Annotated in this window: 20 protein-coding genes; 7 read left to right on the forward strand and 13 right to left on the reverse strand. The window is 68.0% G+C overall.

Annotated elements, in window-relative coordinates:
- Nucleotide 1: 1 nt before the first annotated feature.
- From ACNPNP_RS04635 to ACNPNP_RS04655, 5 genes are read right to left on the reverse strand one after another with little or no spacing between them, the layout of a single operon-like run.
- Nucleotides 2-643 carry an NUDIX hydrolase gene (locus ACNPNP_RS04635; protein WP_448964895.1) on the reverse strand — a complete coding sequence of 214 codons (642 nt, stop codon included), beginning with the start codon at nt 641-643 and terminating at the stop codon, nt 2-4.
- 33 nt (nt 644-676) lie between these two features.
- Nucleotides 677-1888: an MFS transporter gene (locus ACNPNP_RS04640; protein WP_448964896.1), complete on the reverse strand. Its 1212-nt coding sequence runs from the start codon at nt 1886-1888 to the stop codon at nt 677-679.
- 9 nt (nt 1889-1897) lie between these two features.
- Complete coding sequence (locus ACNPNP_RS04645; protein ID WP_307363280.1) at nt 1898-2215, reverse strand: thiamine-binding protein; 318 nt, start codon at nt 2213-2215, stop codon at nt 1898-1900.
- A 24-nt stretch (nt 2216-2239) separates the two neighbouring features.
- On the reverse strand, nt 2240-3463 hold the full coding sequence (locus ACNPNP_RS04650; RefSeq protein ID WP_448964897.1) for a hypothetical protein: 1224 nt from the start codon (nt 3461-3463) through the stop codon (nt 2240-2242).
- Nucleotides 3460-4296: an NAD(P)H-hydrate dehydratase gene (locus tag ACNPNP_RS04655; RefSeq protein WP_448964898.1), complete on the reverse strand. Its 837-nt coding sequence runs from the start codon at nt 4294-4296 to the stop codon at nt 3460-3462. Before ACNPNP_RS04655 ends, ACNPNP_RS04650 begins: the two co-directional genes overlap by 4 nt.
- 51 nt (nt 4297-4347) lie before the next feature.
- Between ACNPNP_RS04655 and ACNPNP_RS04660 the strand changes: the two genes are divergently transcribed.
- Both ACNPNP_RS04660 and ACNPNP_RS04665 read left to right on the forward strand, forming a co-directional pair.
- The gene (locus ACNPNP_RS04660) at nt 4348-5415 is read left to right on the forward strand and encodes an NADH:flavin oxidoreductase/NADH oxidase (protein WP_448964899.1); all 1068 of its coding nucleotides are present in this window, start codon (nt 4348-4350) and stop codon (nt 5413-5415) included.
- A gap of 103 nt (nt 5416-5518) precedes the next feature.
- A complete protein-coding gene (locus ACNPNP_RS04665; protein ID WP_448964900.1) occupies nt 5519-6598 on the forward strand; it encodes a hypothetical protein in 1080 nt (359 codons plus the stop codon).
- Nucleotides 6599-6658: 60 nt separating this feature from the next.
- Here the strand turns inward: ACNPNP_RS04665 and ACNPNP_RS04670 are convergent, their stop codons facing one another.
- The 4 genes from ACNPNP_RS04670 to guaB1 all read right to left on the reverse strand — a co-directional run bounded on the left by ACNPNP_RS04670 (nt 6659) and on the right by guaB1 (nt 11887).
- On the reverse strand, nt 6659-7720 hold the full coding sequence (locus ACNPNP_RS04670; RefSeq protein ID WP_448964901.1) for a hemolysin family protein: 1062 nt from the start codon (nt 7718-7720) through the stop codon (nt 6659-6661).
- Nucleotides 7717-9036, reverse strand: coding sequence for a hemolysin family protein (locus tag ACNPNP_RS04675; RefSeq protein WP_448964902.1), 1320 nt, complete (start codon nt 9034-9036; stop codon nt 7717-7719). The genes ACNPNP_RS04670 and ACNPNP_RS04675 overlap by 4 nt, the downstream gene beginning before the upstream one ends.
- Nucleotides 9037-9256: 220 nt before the next feature.
- Nucleotides 9257-10237 (reverse strand): hypothetical protein, encoded by a 981-nt coding sequence (locus tag ACNPNP_RS04680; RefSeq protein ID WP_448964903.1) that lies wholly within the window; start codon nt 10235-10237, stop codon nt 9257-9259.
- Between the two features lie 189 nt (nt 10238-10426).
- Nucleotides 10427-11887 carry a GMP reductase gene (guaB1, locus tag ACNPNP_RS04685; RefSeq protein WP_448964904.1) on the reverse strand — a complete coding sequence of 487 codons (1461 nt, stop codon included), beginning with the start codon at nt 11885-11887 and terminating at the stop codon, nt 10427-10429.
- Between the two features lie 156 nt (nt 11888-12043).
- Between guaB1 and ACNPNP_RS04690 the strand changes: the two genes are divergently transcribed.
- Nucleotides 12044-15736, forward strand: coding sequence for a multifunctional oxoglutarate decarboxylase/oxoglutarate dehydrogenase thiamine pyrophosphate-binding subunit/dihydrolipoyllysine-residue succinyltransferase subunit (locus tag ACNPNP_RS04690; protein WP_448964905.1), 3693 nt, complete (start codon nt 12044-12046; stop codon nt 15734-15736).
- Nucleotides 15737-15753: 17 nt separating this feature from the next.
- Here the strand turns inward: ACNPNP_RS04690 and ACNPNP_RS04695 are convergent, their stop codons facing one another.
- The 3 genes from ACNPNP_RS04695 to ACNPNP_RS04705 are packed head-to-tail and all read right to left on the reverse strand — an operon-like array spanning nt 15754 to nt 17997.
- Nucleotides 15754-17046, reverse strand: a complete 1293-nt coding sequence (locus tag ACNPNP_RS04695; RefSeq protein WP_448964906.1) for a GNAT family N-acetyltransferase — start codon at nt 17044-17046, stop codon at nt 15754-15756.
- A 46-nt stretch (nt 17047-17092) separates the two neighbouring features.
- The gene (locus ACNPNP_RS04700; RefSeq protein WP_448964907.1) at nt 17093-17338 is read right to left on the reverse strand and encodes a zf-HC2 domain-containing protein; all 246 of its coding nucleotides are present in this window, start codon (nt 17336-17338) and stop codon (nt 17093-17095) included.
- A complete protein-coding gene (locus tag ACNPNP_RS04705; protein WP_448964908.1) occupies nt 17335-17997 on the reverse strand; it encodes a sigma-70 family RNA polymerase sigma factor in 663 nt (220 codons plus the stop codon). Before ACNPNP_RS04705 ends, ACNPNP_RS04700 begins: the two co-directional genes overlap by 4 nt.
- 48 nt (nt 17998-18045) lie before the next feature.
- Here ACNPNP_RS04705 and aroA point away from each other — a divergent pair, with 48 nt between their 5' ends.
- From aroA to bcp, 3 genes are read left to right on the forward strand one after another with little or no spacing between them, the layout of a single operon-like run.
- On the forward strand, nt 18046-19371 hold the full coding sequence (gene aroA / locus ACNPNP_RS04710) for a 3-phosphoshikimate 1-carboxyvinyltransferase (protein WP_448964909.1): 1326 nt from the start codon (nt 18046-18048) through the stop codon (nt 19369-19371).
- A complete protein-coding gene (gene rsgA, locus ACNPNP_RS04715) occupies nt 19368-20447 on the forward strand; it encodes a ribosome small subunit-dependent GTPase A (RefSeq protein WP_448964910.1) in 1080 nt (359 codons plus the stop codon). Before aroA ends, rsgA begins: the two co-directional genes overlap by 4 nt.
- A 9-nt stretch (nt 20448-20456) precedes the next feature.
- The gene (gene bcp / locus ACNPNP_RS04720; protein ID WP_448964911.1) at nt 20457-20930 is read left to right on the forward strand and encodes a thioredoxin-dependent thiol peroxidase; all 474 of its coding nucleotides are present in this window, start codon (nt 20457-20459) and stop codon (nt 20928-20930) included.
- Between the two features lie 2 nt (nt 20931-20932).
- On the opposite strand, the gene ACNPNP_RS04725 is transcribed toward bcp, so the two are convergent.
- The gene (locus tag ACNPNP_RS04725; protein WP_448964912.1) at nt 20933-21343 is read right to left on the reverse strand and encodes a hypothetical protein; all 411 of its coding nucleotides are present in this window, start codon (nt 21341-21343) and stop codon (nt 20933-20935) included.
- 208 nt (nt 21344-21551) lie between these two features.
- Between ACNPNP_RS04725 and ACNPNP_RS04730 the strand changes: the two genes are divergently transcribed.
- Nucleotides 21552-21800, forward strand: coding sequence for a WhiB family transcriptional regulator (locus ACNPNP_RS04730; RefSeq protein ID WP_033104713.1), 249 nt, complete (start codon nt 21552-21554; stop codon nt 21798-21800).
- Nucleotides 21801-21816 lie beyond the last annotated feature (16 nt).

The following is a 21816-nucleotide window of genomic DNA, read 5'->3' on the forward strand; positions in this document are numbered from 1 at the left end:
CTCACGCACGCACGTAGTTCCAGGGAAGCGCAGCCGTCTCCAGCCGGTGATGTCCGTCCCCGCCCTCCGGATGCTCCGAGTCACCGCCCCACACGAACACGCCACCGGCCAGGATGTGCGTCGCATAGTGCTCGGGAACGGATGCCGCGGCTGCCAGCGCGGCCTCGGCGCTCGACCACCGCGCGAGGGCGTGCAGCGTGACCCACGTCGGCGGGAAGAGTCGCAGCTCCCCGTCCGCGTGCAGGCCGAGCGCCTCGCCCGCCGTCAGCCATCGCGCGTCGACCACCTCATCGGCGGCGAGCGTCTGCTCCCCGCTCGGAACCGGCGCGAGGAAGAACCACGTGCGCACCCGCTTGGGCGCTTCCGCCGGGGGCACCCAGCAGGAGAGCGCGACGAGGCCGGCGGGGCGCAGGCCCACCTCTTCCTCGCACTCGCGCACCGCGGCGAGCGCGGCGATCGCCTGCTCGTCCGCATCGGGCGGTGCGAGCGCCGCATCCGCATCGTCGACCACGCCGCCGGGGAACACCCAACCGCCGGCGAACGATCCGCGGTCGGGACGACGGATCAGCAGCGTCTCGACGCCGCCACCGCGCCGATCGCGCAGCAGCACGACTGTTCCGCCGACCGGCATCGTCGCATCCATCCCCTCACCATACGCGGGAGACGCGCAGCGCTCTCAGACCGCGACGACCGCCCGCTCCAGACGAAGCGCCACGGTCGTGATCGCGAGCCCGATCAGGGCGAGGACGGCTCCGACCCATGCGGGTGCGGTGAAGCCCCACCCCAGGGCGATCACCACCCCGCCGAGGAATGCACCGAGACTGTTGCCGATGTTGAGCGCCGAGTGGTTCATCGCCGCCGCGATGGACTGATTGTCCCCGGCGACGTCCATCAACCTCGTCTGGATCGCCGGGCTCAGCACCGACGAGACCAATCCGACCGCGAACGCCAGCAGCGCGAGCAGGACGATCTGGAACGAGAGCAGCGCCAGCATCCCGAGCACGATCGCAAGACCGGCCATTCCGACCATCAGCGTCAGCCGAAGGTCGCGGTCGGCCAGATAGCCGCCGAGCAGGTTGCCCACGGTCATACCGAGCCCGACGATCACGAGCACGATGGGCACCGCCCACTCGGGTGAGCCTGCGACCTCGGTGACGAGCGGCGCGACATAGCTGTACACCGCGAAGAACCCGCCGAAGCCGATCGCGCCGATACCGAGCGTGAGCCAGACCTGGCCGACGCGGAACACGCCGAGTTCCGACCGCAGGGTGCGCGCCGCATCGCCCGGATGCTTCGGCACGAACCGCGCGATGCAGACGGTGGCCAGGGCGAAGACGATCGTGACCACCATGAACGCGCTCCGCCACCCCCACTGCTGCCCGAGGTAGGTGCCCAGCGGCACGCCGACGACGTTCGCGATGGTGAGGCCGGTGAGGATGAACGCGACGCCCTTGGCCCGCTTTCCGGGGCCCAGCACGTCAGCGGCGACGAGCGCGCCGATGCCGAAGTACGCGCCGTGCGGGAGCCCGGCAAGAAGACGCGAGGCGCCGACGAGACCGAAGCTCGGCAGCACGACGGTGAGCGCGTTGAACACGGTCAGCGCCAGCGCGAGGCCGATCATCACGCGATGGCGCGGGAAACGCGCGACCAGCCCTGCGATCGTGGGCGCACCGATCACGACGCCGAGCGCATACAGCGAGATCAGCACGCCGGACTGCGCGATGGCGTCCTCATGACTGGTCTCCCAGAGAGAGGGAAGCAGGTCCTGCGCGATCTGCGGGAGCAGGCCCATCATGACGAACTCGGTCATGCCGATGCCGAATGAGCCGATGGCGAGGGAGAGGAGCGCCCACTTCGCCGCACCCCTCGAATTCTTCGAGGGATTCACCCGTCCATGCTACTGGTCGGCGGACTCCTCGATCGCCGCCTCGAGACGGTCGATCTTCGCGTCGAGCTCACCGCTGTACCCCGGGCGGATGTCGGCCTTCAGCACCAGCGAGACGCGGGAGCCGAACGGCATCACCGCCTCGGTGGCGCGCTTGACGACATCCATGACCGTGTCCCAGTCCGGGCCCTCGATCTCGGTGAACATGCTGGTCGTGCGGTGCGGCAGCCCTGATTCGCGGACGACCTTGACCGCTGCGGCGACAGCATCGTGCACTGAGCCGTCGGTGTTCCCTGAGCCGCCGGGGGCGACGGAGAAGGCGATGAGCATGGTGGTGTTCCTCTCGTTGGATGATCAGGTAGGGCGGGAGACGCGGGTCGTCGGGACGCGCAGCGTGGCGCGCACGCTGACGACGAGCAACGCGATCAGCAGCAGGTTGCGCGCGGTGAGCAGCAGCACGGGGAACAGCTCGGCGCGCAGCAGCGCGTCATAGTTCAGCGGATAGATCAGGCATGTCAGCGCGCACAGGACGAGCGCCAGGCCGGCCGGGATGCCCGACCGGGTGCGGTCGAAGACGATCCAGAGGATCACGGGGCCGATCAGCCAGGTCTGGAACTGCGGCGAACCGACCTTGTTGGTCACGATGAGCGTCACCACCAGTGCGAGCGCCAGCGGCGGGAACAGCCTCGGGAAGGATGCGCCGCGCGTCGCTTTGACGACGGCGAGCACGAGCACGGCCAGCACGGCCAGCACCATGAGCGGTGTGAGCAGACCACCGAGCAGCTCCACACCCGGCGCCTGGATCTGAAAGGTGAGGATCTCGAAGCTGTAGTCGACGGATGCTGCGCCGAGATGCGCCATCCACATGAACGGTGTCGCGACGACGGCCTCGATCTGCACGCCGCGCCCCGTCTGCTCGGTCAGGAACCCGAGGAGGTGACGGCCGGCGCCCAGAAGCAGCAGCGCGAACACGATGGCCGCGCATGCGACCGCAGCGGCGATCAGCATCCGCACCCGGCCTCTGGCGGCGACCACCGCGGCGAGCACGAGCGCTCCCGGCCAGATCTTGATCCACGCGGCTGCCGTGAGCAGCGCCGTGGCGACGAGCGGTCGCTTGACCAGCCAGAGCCCCGCGATCACGGCCAACGGCACGGTCACGGCATCGATGCGGTACATCGCGATCGGCCCGAGCAGCAGCAGCGCTGCCGACCAGAACCATCCGGCCGAACGACGTGAGGCCGTGCCTCCGCGACCGACCAGCACGCCGAAGGCGACAGCATCCATCGCAGTGACCAGAATCGCCCATCCGATCAGGTACGCACCCGATACGCCGACGAGTCCGACAAGCGGCCAGGCGAGAAGATTCGCGAGGAGCATCGGCAGCAGTGCCAGTTGCGGGTACACCCACGGCTCGGTGATCCCGACGATCGCACCGCCGCTCACGGCTGCGGTCGACCACGGCTCGTACACGAGCACGACATCGCCCATCGGCTGGCTCGGATAGACCCAGCCCTGCCAGGCGATGAGCACGTGCACCGCGAGGAAGGCGATCCACAGCAGTGCTGTGCGCGGCCTCACGACAGCAGATCCTCGATGGCCGCAGGCAGCGCCGCGGCGACATCGAGTGCCACGACGGGGCGCCCGGAAGAGCCCGCCACCGTACCGGAGGCGAGCGCTGCCGCGTGTCCGTGCAACCAGGCGGCAGCGGCAGCGATCTCAGCTGTCGCGGTCTCGGCGCCCGCAGCCAGAAGCGCGCCGAGCGCACCGGCGAGCACGTCGCCCGCGCCGGCCGTCGCGAGCCATCCCGGAGCCGAGGCGACCGAGATCACGCTCCCGTCCGGTGCGGCGATCAGCGTCGTCGCTCCCTTGAGGAGAATCACCTGCCCGACCAGCTGCGCGGCCTCGGCGACGTCTGCGGATCGGTCGCCGTCCCGGTCTGACCGCATTCCCATCAGCTCACGGAGCCGGGCGAACTCCCCCGCGTGCGGTGTGAGGACGAGCGGCGCGGTGGCATCCGTCGCGAGATCCAGCGCGCCGGCATCGACGACCACGGGAACCGATCCGCTCAGGATGTCCCGCAGGGCGGCGGTCTCCTCGGGCTCTCGTGCCGCAGCATCCGTGCCGGAGCCGATCACCCACGCATCCACTCTGGTGCGTCCGACGTCCCGCGCGGCGACGGTCTCCGGCCTCCGGGCGATCACGGCGTCAGCGGCACGATCGCCGCCTACGAAGCGCACGTATCCCGCGCCGGCGCGCCACGCCGCCTCCACTCCGAGCACAGCGGCACCCGGATACGCGTCCGAACCGGTGCGCAGGGCGACCACACCGCGAGAGTATTTGTCGTCCTCGGCACCGGGCACGCGCAGCAGGCGCGTGGTGTCGGCGCGGGACCACACGCGGACATCGACCATGCGTCCCACGCTAGCGCGCCGCGTCCTCTCCGGCGGTACTACGGTCGAAGAGTGAGTCATCTCTTCTCCCCGCTCAGCATCCGCTCGATCGTCTTCCCGAATCGCCTCTGGGTGTCTCCCATGTGCATGTACTCCGCCGTCGACGGCGTCGTGCAGGAGTGGCACCACACGCATCTGACCCAGTTCGCCTCCGGTGGCGCCGGTCTTGTCGTCGCCGAGGCGACCGCCGTGGTCCCGGAGGGACGTATCTCCCCGCGGGATGCGGGGATCTGGAACGACACGCAGCGCGACGCCTGGGCACCGATCGTGCAGGCCATCCACGATCGCGGATCGATCGTCGGGATTCAGCTCGCGCACGCCGGACGCAAGGCCTCGACGTGGTGGCCGTGGGCAGACCAGCGCGGGTCCGTGGCCGTCGAGGACGGCGGCTGGTCGACGACGGCACCGTCCGCGGTCGCGTTCGAGGGCTTCGCCGACCCGGTCGCGCTGGATGATGCCGGTATCGAGCGCGTCGTCGACGGCTTCCGCGCTGCGGCACGCCGTGCGCTGGATGCCGGATTCGACGTGCTCGAGATCCACGGCGCCCACGGCTACCTGCTGCATCAGTTCCTCTCACCGCTGTCGAATCTGCGCACCGATGAGTACGGCGGCTCGCTCGAGAACCGCGCAAGACTTCTGCTGCGCGTCGTGGATGTCGTGCGCGAGATCGCGGGCGACGCCGTGCCGCTGTTCGTGCGCATCTCCGCCACCGACCATGCCGAGGGCGGGTTCACTCCGGACGAGGCCGCGATCGTCAGCGACTGGGCGGTCGGACGCGGCGCCGACCTCATCGACGTCTCCAGCGGTGGACTCGTGGCCCACCAGCGCATCGACGTGCATCCGGGATATCAGGTCCCGCTGGCCGACGGCGTCCGCCAGGGCGGCCGGATCCCCGTCTCCGCGGTGGGGCTCATCACGGCGGCGGAGCAGGCGGAGAAGGTGCTCGCAGACGGAGCAGCCGATGCGATCTTCGCGGGCCGGGAATGGCTGCGCGACCCGCATTTCGGTCTGCGGGCCGCGCATGAGCTCGACGACACCACCGCGTGGCCACCGCAGTACGTCCGCGCGCGCTGGCGCTGAGCGTGCCGCTGCGTACGTTTTGACCAGGGCAACGCCGTACGCCAGGATGTGTTCCAGTGTGCACACGCATACCACAAACTCATACGCAGAAACTGGATCAACTATGACCGAACAGATGGATCCGGCGTCTGTCGGCACCCAAGGACTCTCTCGCCGCACCGTGGTCAAGGCTGGGGCGTGGAGCGTCCCGGTCATCGCTGCGGCCGTGGCCGCGCCGCTGGCATCGGCGAGCACCGTGGGATTCGACCTCGCCGCTGAGCCGCTGAACCGGGGTGACGGGTTCTCGCTGTTCACCGCTGATCTCACCCAGTCCTTCGGCGTCGGCTCACCGCTCGGGTTCATCATCGGCAACCGCGGCACGCAGCCTTCGCCCGCCGAAGCCATCTCCGTCCAACTGCGCGTCGACAGTCGCGTCTGGGACGTCACGGGAATGACCTACGCCTTCGCGGGCGACGCCCCGACGCCGGTGGCATCCACCGCACCGACGATCAGCGGTGACGCCGCCACCTACACGTGGACCTTCGTCAGTTCGATCCCTGTGGGAAGCGATTTCACCACAGGCCTGACGATCCTCTTCGACCTGGACATGATCGCCCAGTACCCGAATGATCACCTGGACGATTACGTGTCCCCGATCTACACGGTCATCCCCCCATCCGGCGACTCGGACGCGTCGAACAACCTGCAGGCTTTCGGTGCGCCGACGTACGTGCCTGCCGAACCTTTCGGTGCGCTGTTGGACATCAACTGGGAGAGCATCGCTGTCGCAGCGCAGTACACCGCCTACCGCCCGACGTCCGCCATACTGACATCGGTCGGGCCGAATCCGCTCCTCGTCGGGGAGGGGATGCTGCTGCGCGTCGACGATCACCTCACCGATACGATCGGCATCCAGGGCGATGCGACGTTGAACGGCATCGCAGTCCCCGGTCTCATCGAGGCACGACCCTTCACCGACCCGCCGCAGTCGGGGCTCACCTTCTTCGCGTTCACGCGTGAGCTGGCCGCGGGAGATGTGCTCGGTGTCACATTCGCGTACACGCAGCCGACGACGACCGCCGTCCCCGACATCGGCTCCGCGAGAGCCCAGCTCACGTACTGGCCGGAAGGACGACTCAATGATCCGGACCAGCGCAGAACCACTCAGCTCGACGACATCACCCGCGACGCGACGCCGCTGTAACGGTTGACAGCATGAGAGGGGCCGGAGCACTGCCCCGGCCCCTCTCATGCATCGTCGATGTCAGCGCCCGTGGACGCGACGCGTCGCGTCCTGCACCTCTCCGACGAGCTCCTCCAGGATGTCCTCGAGGAACAGCACCGCGGTGGTGTCGCCTTCGGCGTTGCGCACCTTCGCCAGATGACGTCCGGCGCGGCGCATGACCGCCAGGGCGTCCTCGAGGTCGGTGTCCTCCTGCACGGGGACCATGTGATGGATGCGTTTCGACGGGATGGGAGCGACCGTCGTGGTCGCGGCGTCCGCCCCTTCCGAAGCTCGGAGGATGTCCTTCAGATGCACGTATCCCACCGGAGCGTGATCCTGATCCACGATCACGTAACGGGAGAACCCGTAACGCGCGACCGCCCGCTCGATGTCGTCCGGCGTCGACGTCTCCGGAAGCGTCACCAGGTCACCCAGCGCCACAGCGACGTCACGCGCCTTCTTGTCGGTGAACTCCACGGCCTTCGACACGGTTCCTGAGGTGTCGGTCAGCACGCCTTCACGACGCGACTGATCGACGATCGTCGCGACCTCATCGATCGTGAACGTCGACGCCGCCTCGTTCTTGGGCTCGACGCGGAACAGGCGCAGCACGCCGTTGGCAGCGGCATTGAGCACCCAGATGACCGGGTGGAAGACCTTCGATACCCACACCAGCGGCGGGGCGAGGATGAGCACTGCGCGATCCGGCACCGAGAACGCGAGGTTCTTCGGCACCATCTCGCCGAACACGACGTGCAGGTAGGAGACGAGCAGCAGCGCGATGACGAATCCGGTGATATCGACCACGGCATCCGACCACCCGAGGGCGTGCATCGGGATGCCGAGCAGGTGGTGGATGGCAGGCTCGGAGACGTTCAGTATCAGCAGCGAGCAGATCGTGATGCCCAGCTGGGAGGTCGCCAGCATCAGGGTCGCGTGCTCCATCGCGTACAGAGCGGTCTTCGCAGCGCGCGAGCCCTGTTCGGCCCGCGGTTCGATCTGCGAGCGACGGGCCGAGATGACGGCGAATTCGGCACCGACGAAGAAGGCGTTCGCGATCAGCAGTATCACGAGCCAGACGATTCCCATCCAGTCGCTCATCGCGTCACCTCCTCACTCGCGACGTCGACCGGCACCGGCGTGTACCGGATGCGGTCGACCCGGCGGCCGTCCATACGGATCACCTGAAGCACACCGGAGTCGAGCGTCACCTCGTCGCCGTTCGCTGGAACGCGCTCGAGCACGCTCATGATGTAGCCGCCCACGGTGTCGTACACGTCTCCCTCCGGAACGAGGACGCCGGTGCGACTTCGCAGTTCGTCCGGGCGCAGTTCGCCAGGAAAGGTGATGGAGTCGCGGCCGCGAACCACGCCGGCTCGACTGCGGTCGTGCTCATCCGAGACCTCTCCGACGATCTCCTCCACGAGATCCTCGAGCGTGACGATGCCCGCGGTGCCTCCGTACTCGTCGACGACGATGGCCAGCTGGTAGCCCTTGGCACGGAGCTCGGAGATGAGCACGTCGAGGTGCACGGTCTCGGGGACGCGGAGCGGTTCGGTCGCCAGGGCACCGACCGGCACCTCGGCCCGGCGCTCGCGGGGAACGGAGACCGCCGCCTTCAGGTGCACCACCCCGGTGATGTCATCGAAGTCGTCGTCGTAGACCGGGAATCGGCTGTGGCCGGTGCGGCGCGCCAGCTGGATCACGTCTTCAGCGGAGTCGCCTGCGGCGATGGCATGCATGCTGGGTCGCGGCGTCATCACATCGTCTGCGGAGAGCCGCGAGAAGGTGAGGGTGCGATCGAGCAGGCTCGCGGTGTCGGCTTCGAGCACGCCGGCGCTCGCGGAGCGGCGGACGAGCGACGAGAGCTCCTCCGCGGTGCGGGCACCGGAGAGCTCCTCCTTCGGCTCGATCCCCATCGAGCGCAGGATGCCGTTGGCGCTGCCGTTGAGCAGCACGATGGCCGGCCGGAACACCGTGGTGAACGCCACCTGGAAGGGCACCACGAGCTTGGCCGTCGCCCGCGGCAGTGCGAGCGCGAAGTTCTTGGGGACGAGCTCACCGAGGATCATCGAGAGCACGGTGGCGATGAACATGGCGACGATCGTGGCGATCGGTCGCACCGCTGCCTCCGAGAGTCCCCAGCTCGTCAGCACGGGGCTCAGCAGGTTCGAGAGCGCCGGCTCCATGGTGTAGCCGGTGAGCAGCGTCGTCAGTGTGATGCCGAGCTGTGCGGACGACAGATGGGTGGACGTGTGCTTGAGAGCGCTGATCGTGATGGCCAGCCGCGTCTCGCCTCTGGCCTGTCTCGCTTCGAGCTCTGCGCGGTCGAGGTTGACCAGCGCGAACTCACTGGCGACGAACAGTCCCGTTCCCACTGTGAGAAGGAGCCCCACGCCCAACATGACGTAATCCATCAGACGCTCCCCTCCTCGGAGTGGAAGCGCGGGCAGTGGGGCGTGGTACTACAACTGGGAGGGTCGTCCATGGTGCATCGATTCTACAGATTCTCGACACTGTCGAAGCTGTGCGCCCGACTATTTCTGACGCGCAGCATCCGCTACAGTTTTCGACTTCTGCGGCATCGATCGATGGCGCGCCTGCCACAAGGTGTAGCGGAAGCTGTAAGCGGCGGAGTCACTTCCAGACCACTCCTTTCGATGGACGCTGTTTGCGCGTGGGCAATCCGGCTGCGACGAGGATGTCGTACAGGATGCGCGGGTCGCGCAGAGCGGGCGTGCGCCACCGCGACATCTTCGAGACCACGCGGGCGAGCCCGTCTGCACGATCCTTCTCGGCGATGAGCGCCTGCCCAGGGGTGCGTCCTTTCAGAAGACCGGGATCGAGATACTTCCCCACCCCATCGAACTCCGCCGCGTGATCGAAGTCACCGAAGTAGAAGTCCGGGTACACCCAGCGTCCATCGAGGAGCTTGATCGGATGCTGCAGGATCGGTGTCGGGAAGCCGAGCTCATGAATCACGACGCGGCTCTGGGATTCGCGTACGGAGTCCGACAATGACGTGGCGAACGCGAATGCGCGTTCGATCTTTCGGATGCCACGCAACGGGGCCGACTCCGCTATGACCCGTCGGATGGCCTCAGCGGTGGCGAGTGCACCGCCCTCGCGCCGCGTCCACAGCACCTGATCCATGACGACGACCGCCGAGGTGTAGCTCAGCACCGACGCGAGATCGACGGCGGTCTGCGCTGGAGAAGTGACATGATGCCCTTCCCACTCCGCGACGTCGACCCCGTGGACGCCCCACGCATGGCGACGCAGCAGCCCGCTGGCCCGCCCGCCCGAGGCTCGTTCGACACGCGTATCGACACGCTTCGGCCAGGATCCCAGGATGTCGATGTCCCAGCGTGCTGCCGCGGCCAGATGAGACAGCACCAGTGATGTGTGCGAACGCGCCAGCGCCTCGCGGACCCGCAGCAGATGCTGTTCGATCGGCTTCAGCTTCTGCCAGTGCTTCGTCGGTGCGTATGTCCCCGGGGCGATCCTCGTCGCCGTCTCCGACGCTAGGGCACGTCGCACATAGCGATAGTCGATCGGAGCTGCGGTTCGGTCCCGTGTGCGTACCAGCCCTACGCTCTGGTCTCTCGATTCCGTCATCAGCACAGCATCCGTCACCGCCGCGTTCTCGGGAGGTCCATTCACAGGCTCAACAGCATCCGCCACTTGTGCAGGAAAAGTCGACCCACGCGGTCTCACCATCGTCCGCTATAATTTTCGACCTCCGCGGCATCGATCGATGGCGCGCCTGTCACAAGGTGTAGCGGAGGCGTTGAGCGGGAGCGCGCCTCACCAGCTGACCGGCAGCGCCTTGCCCTCCTCATAACCTGCGGCTGACTGGCGGCCGACGAGCGCGCGTTCATGGAACTGCGCCACCGTCGCCGCGCCGGCGTACGTGAAGGAGGAGCGCACGCCCGAGGTGATCATGTCGAGCAGATCCTCCACTCCCGGACGCAGCGGGTCGAGGTAGATCTTCGACGACGAGATGCCCTCGGCGAACAGCTCCTTGCGTGCGCGCTCGTACGGGTCCAGTCGCCCGAACCGGGCCTGCACCGCCTTGGTCGAGGCCATCCCCCAGGATTCCTTGTAGATGCGACCGTCGACGTCGGTCTGCAACCGACCAGGCGCTTCGATCGTGCCCGCGAACCAGGACCCGATCATGACGGATGCCGCGCCGGCGGCGAGAGCGAGCGCGACATCGCGCGGGTAGCGCACTCCCCCGTCGGCCCAGACATGCGCACCGAGTTCGTGCGCGGCCTGCGCGGTCTCCAGCACCGCCGAGAACTGCGGTCGCCCGACCGCCGTCATCATGCGCGTGGTGCACATGGCGCCGGGGCCCACCCCCACCTTGAGGATCGTCGCGCCGGCGTCGACCAGGTCGTTCACGCCGTCCGCGGTGACGATGTTCCCCGCGACCAGGGGGATGCCGAGGTCGAGAGCTGCGACCGCCGCGAGTGCGCGCAGCATCCCCTCCTGGTGGCCGTGCGCCGTATCGAGGACCAGGACGTCGACGCCGGCGGCCGCGAGTGCCTTCGCCTTGGCCGCCACATCACCGTTGATGCCGATGGCTGCGCCCACCGCCAGCCGCCCGGCCGCATCCACTGCGGGAGTGTAGAGCGTCGAGCGCAGCGCGCTGCGCGCGCTCAGAGTCCCGATGAGGTGTCCGTGACGGAGGATCGTGACGAGTTCGGCGCCGGTCTCGGTGATGACGTCGAATGCGGCGCGCGGGCTCGTGACGTCCTCCGCGTCCAGTGCCGGGCTTCCCGCGTGCACAAGGTCTCCGAGCTGGGCGTCGGGAAGAGCGGTGGCGAGCCGGGTCGCCGGAAGGATGCCGCGCACATCGGATGCGTCGATCACGGTGCCGGCGACGCCCTCGGCGACCACAATCCCGTGCCCGGCGGTGGCGGGGAGGAGCTGCAGCGCTTCGGCCACCGTGGCCGATGGAGGCAGTACCAGGGGCGTGTCCCATGCGACGGGCTGACGCTTGACCTCCCGGATCGCGGCGTCCAGCTCCTGCAGGGGCATGTCCTGCGGGAGGATCCCGAGTCCGCCACGCCGCGCGAGCACTGCGGCGAGCCGCGGCCCGGTGACGGAGTTCATGTTCGAGGCGACCAGCGGAATCGTCGCCGCGGTGCCGTCGCCAGGCGAGAGATCGACCTCGAGCCTGCTGGTGATGTCAGAGCGGCGTGGCACCAGGAAGACATCCGAGTAGGTGAGATCTACGGCAGGTTGCTCGCTGACGAACTTCATACCCCCACGGTAGCTTCACAGCGGTCGGATCGGGCAGCCGCGTTCGCGTATCCGTGCACGAGAACACGTTAGGCTAGAGGGCAGAGCGCGCTGACCCGGGGGACTCCCGTTTCGCGCGTGGACAGAAGCTTCAGCGATGAAAGAGGGCGATAGCGCGTGGCGAACCAGGTGGCCGGCGTCGGGGGTTCGGACGACGGAGATTTCGGAGCCAACTCGTGGCTCGTCGACGAACTCTACGAACAGTTCAAGATCGATCGCAACTCCGTCGACAAGGAGTGGTGGCCGATCCTGGAGAACTACAAGCAGGATGCCGCGTCCGCACCCGCCGCATCGGCGCCAGCGCCGGCAGCCGCGACGTCGGTGGCATCGACCGAGCATCCCGTGACCGCGCCGATCCCGGTGATCGGCTCGCAGCCCGTCGCCCGCACGACGGCGAAGCCGGCGGCACCGGCGCCGATCCCCGCCCAGGCGCCGAAGCCGGGCACCAAGGCCGCCGAGGACTCGGCCGACGAGGACAAGGTCACGCCGCTGCGCGGCATGACGAAGACCCTCGCGGCGAACATGGACCAGTCGCTGACGGTTCCGACCGCGACCAGTGTGCGCACGATCCCGGCGAAGCTGATGATCGACAACCGCATCGTGATCAACAACCACATGTCTCGCTCGCGCGGCGGCAAGATCAGCTTCACCCACCTCATCGGCTGGGCGCTGATCCAGACGTTGAAGGAGTTCCCGAGCCAGAACGTGTTCTACGCCGAGATCGACGGCAAGCCGTCGGTCGTCGCGCCGGCCCACGTCAACCTCGGCATCGCGATCGACCTGCCCAAGCCCGACGGCACCCGCGCCCTCATGGTGCCGAGCATCAAGCGCGCCGACACGCTGACGTTCACCGAGTACCTCGCCGCCTACGAGGACCTCGTGACCCGTGCGCGCGCCAACAAGCTCACCGCCGGTGACTTCGCCGGCACGACGGTCTCGCTCACCAACCCGGGCGGAATCGGCACCGTGCACTCCGTGCCGCGCCTCATGAAGGGCCAGGGCTGCATCATCGGCGCCGGCGCTCTCGAGTACCCGGCCGAATTCCAGGGTGCGAGCGCGAAGACGCTCGCCGAGCTCGGCATCGGCAAGACGATCACGCTCACCAGCACGTACGACCACCGCGTCATCCAGGGCGCCGGCTCGGGCGAGTTCCTCAAGAAGACGCATGAGCTGCTCCTCGGTGAGCGCGGGTTCTACGACGACATCTTCGCCGCTCTCCGCATCCCGTACGCGCCGATCCGCTGGAACGCCGACATCGCGGTCGACCTGGCTGAGCGCGTCGACAAGCAGTCCCGCGTGCAGGAGCTCATCAACTCCTACCGCGTGCGCGGCCACCTCATGGCCGACATCGATCCGCTCCAGTACGTGCAGCGCTCCCACCCCGACCTCGAGATCGAGAGCCACGGCCTCACGTTCTGGGACCTGGATCGCGAGTTCGTCACCGGCGGCTTCGGCGGCAAGCGCGTGATGAAGCTGCGCGACATCCTCGGTGTGCTCCGCGACTCGTACTGCCGCACGCTCGGCATCGAGTACATGCACATCCAGGATCCCGAGCAGCGTCGTTGGTTCCAGGAGCAGGTCGAGGTCAAGTACCAGAAGCCCGGCCACGACGAGCAGCTGCGCGTTCTCCGCAAGCTCAACGAGGCCGAGGCGTTCGAGACGTTCCTGCAGACGAAGTTCGTCGGTCAGAAGCGGTTCTCCCTCGAGGGCGGCGAGTCGCTGATCCCTCTGCTCGATGAGATCCTCCAGGGCGCCGCTGCGGGCGGGCTCGAGGGCGCCGCGATCGGGATGGCCCACCGCGGTCGCCTGAACGTGCTCACCAACATCGCCGGCAAGACGTACGGACAGGTGTTCCGTGAGTTCGAGGGCCTTCAGGTCACGGGCAACAAGCGCGGTTCCGGCGATGTGAAGTACCACCTCGGAACCGAGGGCACCTTCATCGCCGACGACAGGTCGGAACTGCCGGTCTACCTGGCGGCCAACCCCTCGCACCTCGAGACGGTCGACGGCGTGCTCGAGGGGATCGTGCGCGCCAAGCAGGATCGCAAGCCGATCGGCACCTTCTCGTGGCTGCCGATCCTCGTGCACGGCGATGCGGCCTTCGCCGGCCAGGGCGTCGTCGTCGAGACGCTGCAGATGGCGCAGCTGCGCGGTTACCGCACCGGCGGCACCATCCACGTCGTCGTCAACAACCAGGTGGGCTTCACCACGACGCCGACGGATGCGCGCACCTCCGTGTACGCGACGGACGTCGCCAAGACGACTCAGGCCCCGATCTTCCACGTTAACGGCGATGACCCCGAATCGGTCATCCACGTGGCGCAGCTCGCCTTCGAGTACCGCGTGCGCTTCCACCGCGACGTCGTGATCGATCTGGTCTGCTACCGCCGCCGCGGCCACAACGAGGGCGACGACCCGTCGATGACGCAGCCGCTCATGACCGATCTCATCCAGGAGAAGCGCTCGGTCCGCAAGCTCTACACCGAGGCGCTGGTCGGCCGCGGAGACATCACCGAAGAAGAGTACGACCAGGCCAAGGACGACTTCCAGAGCCGTCTCGAGGTCGCGTTCGCCGAGACGCACGCGGCGGAGACCGGTGCGACGCCGATCGCTCCGGATCTCGTCCCCGTCGACGAGGTCACCGGCGAGCCGGATGTGACGGGCGTCTCCTCCGAGGTCGTCAGCCTCATCGGTGAGGCGTTCGCGAACAAGCCGGAAGGCTTCACGGTGCACCCGAAGATCCAGCAGCTGCTGGACAAGCGCGTCGAGATGACGCGCAGCGGCAACATCGACTGGGGCTTCGGTGAACTCCTCGCGTTCGGTTCGCTGCTCGTCGAGGGCACCTCGGTGCGCCTCGCCGGTCAGGATTCCCGCCGCGGCACCTTCGTGCAGCGTCACGCCGTCATGCACGACCGCGCCAACGGGCAGGAGTGGCTGCCGCTGGCGAACCTCTCGGAGAACCAGGGGCGCTTCTTCGTCTACGATTCGCTGCTGAGCGAGTACGCGGCGATGGCCTACGAGTACGGCTATTCGGTCGAAGCCCCCGAGGCCCTGGTGCTGTGGGAGGCGCAGTTCGGCGATTTCGCGAACACCGCGCAGGCCGTGATCGATGAGTACATCTCGTCCGCCGAGCAGAAGTGGGGCCAGCAGTCCAGCGTCACGCTGCTGCTGCCGCACGGCTACGAGGGTCAGGGACCGGATCACTCCTCCGCGCGCATCGAGCGCTTCCTGCAGCTGTGCGCGCAGGACAACATGTCCGTGGCACGTCCCTCCACGCCGGCGTCGTACTTCCACCTGCTGCGGCGTCAGGCGTACGCCCGACCGCGCCGTCCGCTGATCGTGTTCACGCCCAAGGCGATGCTCCGCCTTCGCGGTGCGACGAGCAAGGTCGAGGACTTCACGCAGGGACGGTTCGAGCCGGTCCTCGACGATCACCGCGACGTGAACCGCGAGAGCGTGAAGCGCGTGCTCGTGCACTCCGGCAAGGTCCATTGGGACCTTCGCAGCGAGCTCGACAAGAACCCGAACCCGGAGATCGCCCTGGTGCGGTTGGAGCAGTTGTACCCGACGCCGATCGACGCCCTCAAGGCGATCACCGACTCCTACCCGAACGCAGAGCTCGTCTGGGTCCAGGAGGAGCCGGAGAATCAGGGGGCGTGGCCGTTCCTCGCACTCGCCTTCGCCGACGTGCCCGGCGACCGACAGTTCCGCACGGTCGCGCGTGCAGCGTCTGCCTCGCCGGCGGCGGGTTCCTCGAAGGTGCATGCGGCAGAGCAGGCCGACCTGCTCAAGCGCGCGCTCGGCTTCTAGCCGGATGGCTCCGCTGCTCAGTACCAGATGCCGAGCAGCGGGGCCTCAGCAGAGCGGAACGCGTCGTCGACGGATGCCGCGACCTCTGCCGTCGCATGCAGCAGGCCTGCAGCGCGCAACTGCACGGCGCTGACTCCCCCGACGTAGATCGCCGACAGCGCGGCCACGCTCAGGGTGACGTCAGCCGCGGCATCCGGTTCGGACGTCACCGTGGCACGCGCACCGTCGGCGCTGAGGCGCCAGGACCCCTCGGCGAAGCCGAGCGTGTCCGTCAGCTGGAACACCAGGTCGAGCGGTGCGCGATAGGTGCGTGCAGACAGCGCAGCGGTCACGTCGAGGATGCGCAGCCAACCGTGATCGTGCACGGTGATCTCCACGCCACGACGGTCGGCGACGAGCCACGGCAGCGGGTCGTCGAGAGGGCGGAGATCGACGTTCACTCTGTCGATGAGGTCGTGCTGCAACGCGAAGCCCCAGAGGGCGGTGAGCGCATCGGGGGTGACGCCCACGAGGTGGAAGATCGTCATCTCGAATCGGAAGGCGCCGGGGATCTCGGTGAGCTTGTACGCGAGAACCCCGCGCACGGCACCGTGCTCGTCGAGGTAGCGGATGCCTCGCACTGCTGCTGCGTCGGGGTGATCGGGCGTGAGCCCCGCGACCCGCTCCCAGCGCAGCTTCCAGCCGGCGATCTGTCCTGAACGCTGCGTGCGCGCGACCTCGTGCAGAGCCGACAGGTGATCGCGCAGGGTCTCCTTGTCGACGTACTCGATCCGGCCCGCGGGTGCGGTCGCGGCCCATCCGGCCCGGTGCGTGTCGACCGTGACCCGACCGACCGGAATCGCCGAGGCGAACCCGTAGCGGCCGTAGATGGTCGCCTCCGAGGCGGTGAGTCCCACCACGGGGACGCCCGCTGATGCGGCGGCGCGCAGTTCCCCCTCGAGCAGCGCCCGCGCGATGCCGCGCCGACGGTGGGTGCCGGAGACGGTCACCGAGCTCACAGCCCACATGTCGACCTCGCCGCCGGGAACCGTGAGCGGTGTGATCCAGGAGTTCACCGTCGCCACGGGCAGCGCACCCGCGCTCGCACCGGCCTCGAACACGCCGACGTTGCGGCGGGCTTCGAGTGCCGCGGTCGTCGTGGTCACGGACTCCGCGCTGGGTTCGGCATCGAGGAAGCCGCGCGCGTCGGCACGGAAGAAGGCTTCGGCATCGGCCTTCGACGACATGTCGATCGTCCGATAGGTGAGCTGCTGGTCTGCGAGACGCTCGACGGACGTGGGGTCGACGGGGATACTGCGGGCGTCGGTCATCCCTCCACCCTAAAGGCAGCCGCCGACTCGGCGTCAGAGCGCGTGCTCAGTGCGCGGCGACCTGCGCGGCGCGCAGCTTGGAGAGCACCAGGTCTCGCAGCTCTTCCGGCGCCGTCTCCTTGCACGCACGTGCGACGACCTCGGTGAGGGTGCTGGCCACGAGCGCCTCTCCCTGGCAGGAAGGGCAGTTCTCGATGTGCTCCCGGATCTGGGTGTGCTCTGTCTTGCACACCTCGTTGCGGAGGTACTCCTCCAGATCCTGACGGGCCTTGTCGCAGCCGCAGTCACTCATTTCTTGCTCCTCGTACCAGCCGCGGCGATTCCTCGCTCAGCGGCATAATCGGACAGCATCTCGCGCAGCATTCGCCTGCCACGGTGCAGGCGGCTCATCACGGTGCCGATGGGGGTCTTCATGATGTCGGCGATCTCCTGGTACGCGAATCCCTCCACGTCGGCCAGGTACACCGCCAGTCGGAAGTCCTCGGGGACCTCCTGCAGGGCGTCCTTCACCACGGATGCTGGCATCCGATCTATCGCCTCTGCCTCGGCCGAGCGGCTGTGCGTCGCCGTGGTCGACTCCGCACCGCCCATCTGCCAATCCTCGAGCTCGTCGATCGTGCCCTGGAACGGCTCGCGCTGCTTCTTGCGATAGATGTTGATGTAGGTGTTCGTGAGAATGCGGTACAGCCACGCCTTCAGATTGGTCCCCTGCGTGAACGACGCCCACGAAGCGAACGCCTTCACGAAGGTCTCCTGCACGAGGTCGGCCGCATCGGCGGGATTGCGCGTCATGCGCATCGCCGCCGCGTACAGCTGATCCATGAAGGGGATCGCCTGCTCCTCGAACTCGCGCCGAGCGTCGCCGATCGTGTCGGCGGGTGCCATGTCATCCATCACCGGCCAGTCTAGGCCGGTGATCTCTCTGATCCCGCTTTCCAGCGTTGCGAGCATACGGACTCCTTCTCGGCGCGTGCCCCGCCGTTCACTAAGGTGGAACCGATGAGTGACACTCGATATTCCACCTCCCCCGCCAGGGGCGCATACAGTGCGCCCGTAGCCGCCGACGCCGTGCACTCGACGCTGACCATTCCGGGCTCGAAGTCGCTCACCAATCGCGAGTTGATCATCGCGGCCACCGCAGACGGTCCAGGGCGCCTGATCGCGCCCCTGCATTCGGAGGACTCCCTGCGGATGATCGAAGCGCTGCGTTCGCTGGGCGTCGGAATCGAGGAATCGGACGGCGACGGCGAGTTCGGCCCCGACCTGCTCGTGACCCCCGGCCACCTCCGCGGCGGCGGCACGATCGACTGCGGCCAGGCCGGAACCGTCATGCGGTTCATCGCCCCGCTCGCCGGCCTCGCGACGGAGGATGTGCATCTCACGGCGCACGAGAACGCGCTGCATCGGCCCATGGGAGCCATGATCACCGCCCTGCGCGATCTCGGTGTCGACATCGACGACGAGGGCACCTGGTCCCTTCCGTTCACGATCCGCGGCCATGGCCGGATCAGGGGCGGACGGCTCGAGATCGACGCCTCGGCATCCAGTCAGTTCGTCTCGGGTCTGCTGCTGGCGGCGCCGAGGTTCGACGTCGGGCTGCACCTCGTGCACACCGGCGAGCACCTCCCGAGCCTGCCGCACATCGACATGACGATCGAGTCGCTGAGCCGCCGCGGTATCCGCATCGAGCGGCCGGCCGTCGGTGAATGGCTCGTGGAGGCCGGTGTCCCCCGCGCCAAGGAGATCGCGATCGAGCCGGATCTCTCCAACGCCGCTCCGTTCCTCGCCGCGGCGATGGTCACCGGCGGGGAGGTCTCGATCACCGGATGGCCGCTGCACTCCACGCAGCCAGGCGCGCTGCTGCCGGACATCCTGCAGGCGATGGGCGCTCACGTGGGCCGCCACAGCGGCACGATGACGGTGCGCGCCGGTGACGCGATCCGCGGTCTCGATCTGGATCTCTCGGCAGCCAGCGAACTCTCCCCCACGATCGTCGGGCTCGCCGCGTTCGCCGACGCCCCCACGACGATCCGCGGGATCGGGCACATCCGCATGCACGAGACCGATCGCATCGCCGCTCTGATCGGCAACCTCACCGCGTTGGGCGGAGAGGTCGAGGAACTGGCCGACGGCCTCAGGATCATCCCCCGGCCGCTGCACGGCGGCGCATGGGCCGCGCATCACGATCACCGCATCGCGACGACCGGTGCGCTGGTCGGGCTGCGCGTGGCCGACGTGGAGATCGATGACATCGGCACGACCGCGAAGACGCTGCCCGAGTTCACGCAGCTCTGGGAACGGATGCTGGGAGGCGCCTCCGCGTGAGCTGGCTCGACCCTGACGACGACCTCGACGGCGACTTCGAGGACTTCGACGAGAGCAGCATCCGGATGCGTCCGAATCCGAAGGCGAACCGCCCGCGCACCAAGCGCCGGCCCGCGCACGAGGATGCGCAGATCGGTCGAGTGCTCGGCGTCGATCGAGGCCGCTACAGCGTGATGATCGACGAGGGCACCGACGACGAGCGGACGATCACCACGACCCGCGCCAGGGAGCTGAGGCGCACCCCGATCGTCACAGGGGACCAGGCACGCGTCGTCGGCGACACATCCGGCGACGAGGGGACCCTGGCACGCATCGTCGGAATCGTTGAGCGCTCGTCTTTGCTGCGCCGCAGCGCGGACGACACCGATCAGGTGGAGCGCGTGATCGTGGCGAACGCCGACCAGATGCTCATCGTCGTCGCTGCGGCAGACCCGGAACCGCGCGCACGGCTGGTCGATCGGTATCTGGTGGCGGCGTTGGATGCCGGCATCCGTCCTCTCCTGGTCGTCACCAAGACGGATCTCGCCGACCCCGCATCGTTCCTGTCCCACTTCGACGGACTCGACCTGCGCGTGTTCACCAGCGCGCAGGAGGAGATGCCCACCGACGAGATAGGCGCAGCGCTGATCGGGCATTCGACGGTGTTCGTCGGCCACTCCGGCGTCGGGAAGTCGACGCTCGTGAACGCACTGGTGCCCTCCGCCGGACGCGCGACCGGCCACGTGAACCAGGTGACGGGACGCGGCAGGCACACCTCGTCATCGACGGTCTCGCTGCGATATGTGAGCCCCGAAGGCACCGGCTGGGTGATCGACACACCGGGCGTGCGATCCTTCGGACTGGGGCATGTCGATCCGGCCAACATCCTCGCCTCCTTCACCGAGCTCGCCGAGATCGCCGAGAGCTGCCCGCGTGGATGCACGCACCTCAGCGATGCGCCGGACTGCGCACTGATCGAGGCCGCGGGGCGCGGAGAGCTCAGCCCTGCCGGGCTCTCACGACTGGACTCTCTGCAACGCCTGCTACAGACGTTCGCGGACAAAGCGGAGGCGAACCCCGGCTCGTCGGCTCGGTAGGCTGGAGGGGTGACTGTGCGCCTCGAATCCGGTACTGCTGCCCCCGACTTCTCCCTGCTGGACCAGGACGGGGCCACGATCGCCCTGTCCGCCCTTCGCGGGCAGAAGACCGTCCTCTACTTCTACCCGGCGGCCATGACCCCAGGTTGCACGACCCAGGCGTGCGACTTCAGGGACAGCATCGCCTCTCTGCAGGGCGCCGGTTACCGCGTCGTAGGGATCTCCCGTGACGAGCCGTCGAAGCTGGCCGAGTTCCGTGAGCGCGACGGGCTGACCTTCACTCTGCTGAGCGACCCCGACCACTCCGTGCACACCGCCTATGGCGCCTGGGGCGAGAAGATGAACTACGGCAAGAAGATCGAAGGAGTGATCCGCTCGACCTTCGTCCTCGACGAGCAGGGCACGATCACGCACGCGCTGTACAACGTCAAGGCCACCGGGCACGTCGCCCGCCTGCGCAAGATGCTCGGCATCGACGGCTGACCCTAGCCGTCGACCGATCCGCCCTCCGACTCGTCCGAGGGATCGATGCTCTCACTGCGCGAACTGGCGATGAGCAGGACGAAGCCGACCACCGCCGGTGCTCCCACTCCGAGCACGAACGACCACAGGACCGGCTGGACCGTCAGCGACGCCAGAGCGAGAGCGAGCGCGAGCACCTGAAGCACGACTCCGCCGGAGCGGGCCCACGTGCGCCCGCGCCTGGTACCCGCCGCGAAGGCGAACAGGGCGGCGGCGCCGATCAGCGTCAGGACGATCAGCGCGATGGCGGTGGGGAGGGAGGCCGCGTCGCCGGCGCTGAGGCCGAAGACCTCGATGACGGCGATGACTGCGAGAGCCGTTCCCTCGAGCGCGAGCACCAGTGCTGCGGCGGCTGCCAGACGAGGTGAACGCACGGTGTCTCCTGGAAATCAGATTTGTAGGCACAAAATCCTTGATTTCGGGCCCGGGCTGTAACACAATGTTAACAGTCATGTGCTCCCACAGCGGCGTGGGGCGAGCATCCGCTCGCATCACTTACGGTCGACGACACCCCGATCTCGCCGCCCATCACCGAGTCATCGCCCTGCGACTGCTCACGAGAATCCATACCGAGGAGCCCCCATGGACTGGCGCGACAAAGCCGCCTGCCTGACTGTCGACCCTGAGCTGTTCTTCCCCGTGGGGAACACCGGTCCGGCCGTCGATCAGATCGAGAAGGCGAAGACCGTCTGCGCCACCTGCACGGTGACGGAGGTATGCCTGCAGTACGCCCTGGAGACCAGCCAGGACTCCGGCGTGTGGGGCGGTCTCTCCGAGGACGAGCGTCGCGCCCTCAAGCGCCGCGCTGCGCGCGCCCGCCGCGCTTCCTGACCTGCTTCGGGGGTGG

It is taken from the genome of Microbacterium xerophyticum (assembly GCF_053543555.1).

Excerpts from the sequence above, each read along its gene's own strand:
- ACNPNP_RS04635 (WP_448964895.1), bottom strand. The coding sequence starts at position 643 with ATGGATGCGACGATGCCGGTCGGCGGAACAGTCGTGCTGCTGCGCGAT.
- ACNPNP_RS04730 (WP_033104713.1), top strand. The coding sequence starts at position 21,552 with ATGGACTGGCGCGACAAAGCCGCCTGCCTGACTGTCGACCCTGAGCTG.
- ACNPNP_RS04645 (WP_307363280.1), bottom strand. The coding sequence starts at position 2,215 with ATGCTCATCGCCTTCTCCGTCGCCCCCGGCGGCTCAGGGAACACCGAC.
- ACNPNP_RS04655 (WP_448964898.1), bottom strand. The coding sequence starts at position 4,296 with ATGGTCGATGTCCGCGTGTGGTCCCGCGCCGACACCACGCGCCTGCTG.
- ACNPNP_RS04680 (WP_448964903.1), bottom strand. The coding sequence starts at position 10,237 with ATGACGGAATCGAGAGACCAGAGCGTAGGGCTGGTACGCACACGGGAC.
- ACNPNP_RS04700 (WP_448964907.1), bottom strand. The coding sequence starts at position 17,338 with ATGAGTGACTGCGGCTGCGACAAGGCCCGTCAGGATCTGGAGGAGTAC.
- ACNPNP_RS04695 (WP_448964906.1), bottom strand. The coding sequence starts at position 17,046 with ATGACCGACGCCCGCAGTATCCCCGTCGACCCCACGTCCGTCGAGCGT.
- ACNPNP_RS04665 (WP_448964900.1), top strand. The coding sequence starts at position 5,519 with ATGACCGAACAGATGGATCCGGCGTCTGTCGGCACCCAAGGACTCTCT.
- aroA (WP_448964909.1), top strand. The coding sequence starts at position 18,046 with ATGAGTGACACTCGATATTCCACCTCCCCCGCCAGGGGCGCATACAGT.
- ACNPNP_RS04675 (WP_448964902.1), bottom strand. The coding sequence starts at position 9,036 with ATGGATTACGTCATGTTGGGCGTGGGGCTCCTTCTCACAGTGGGAACG.
- ACNPNP_RS04670 (WP_448964901.1), bottom strand. The coding sequence starts at position 7,720 with ATGAGCGACTGGATGGGAATCGTCTGGCTCGTGATACTGCTGATCGCG.
- guaB1 (WP_448964904.1), bottom strand. The coding sequence starts at position 11,887 with ATGAAGTTCGTCAGCGAGCAACCTGCCGTAGATCTCACCTACTCGGAT.
- ACNPNP_RS04705 (WP_448964908.1), bottom strand. The coding sequence starts at position 17,997 with ATGCTCGCAACGCTGGAAAGCGGGATCAGAGAGATCACCGGCCTAGAC.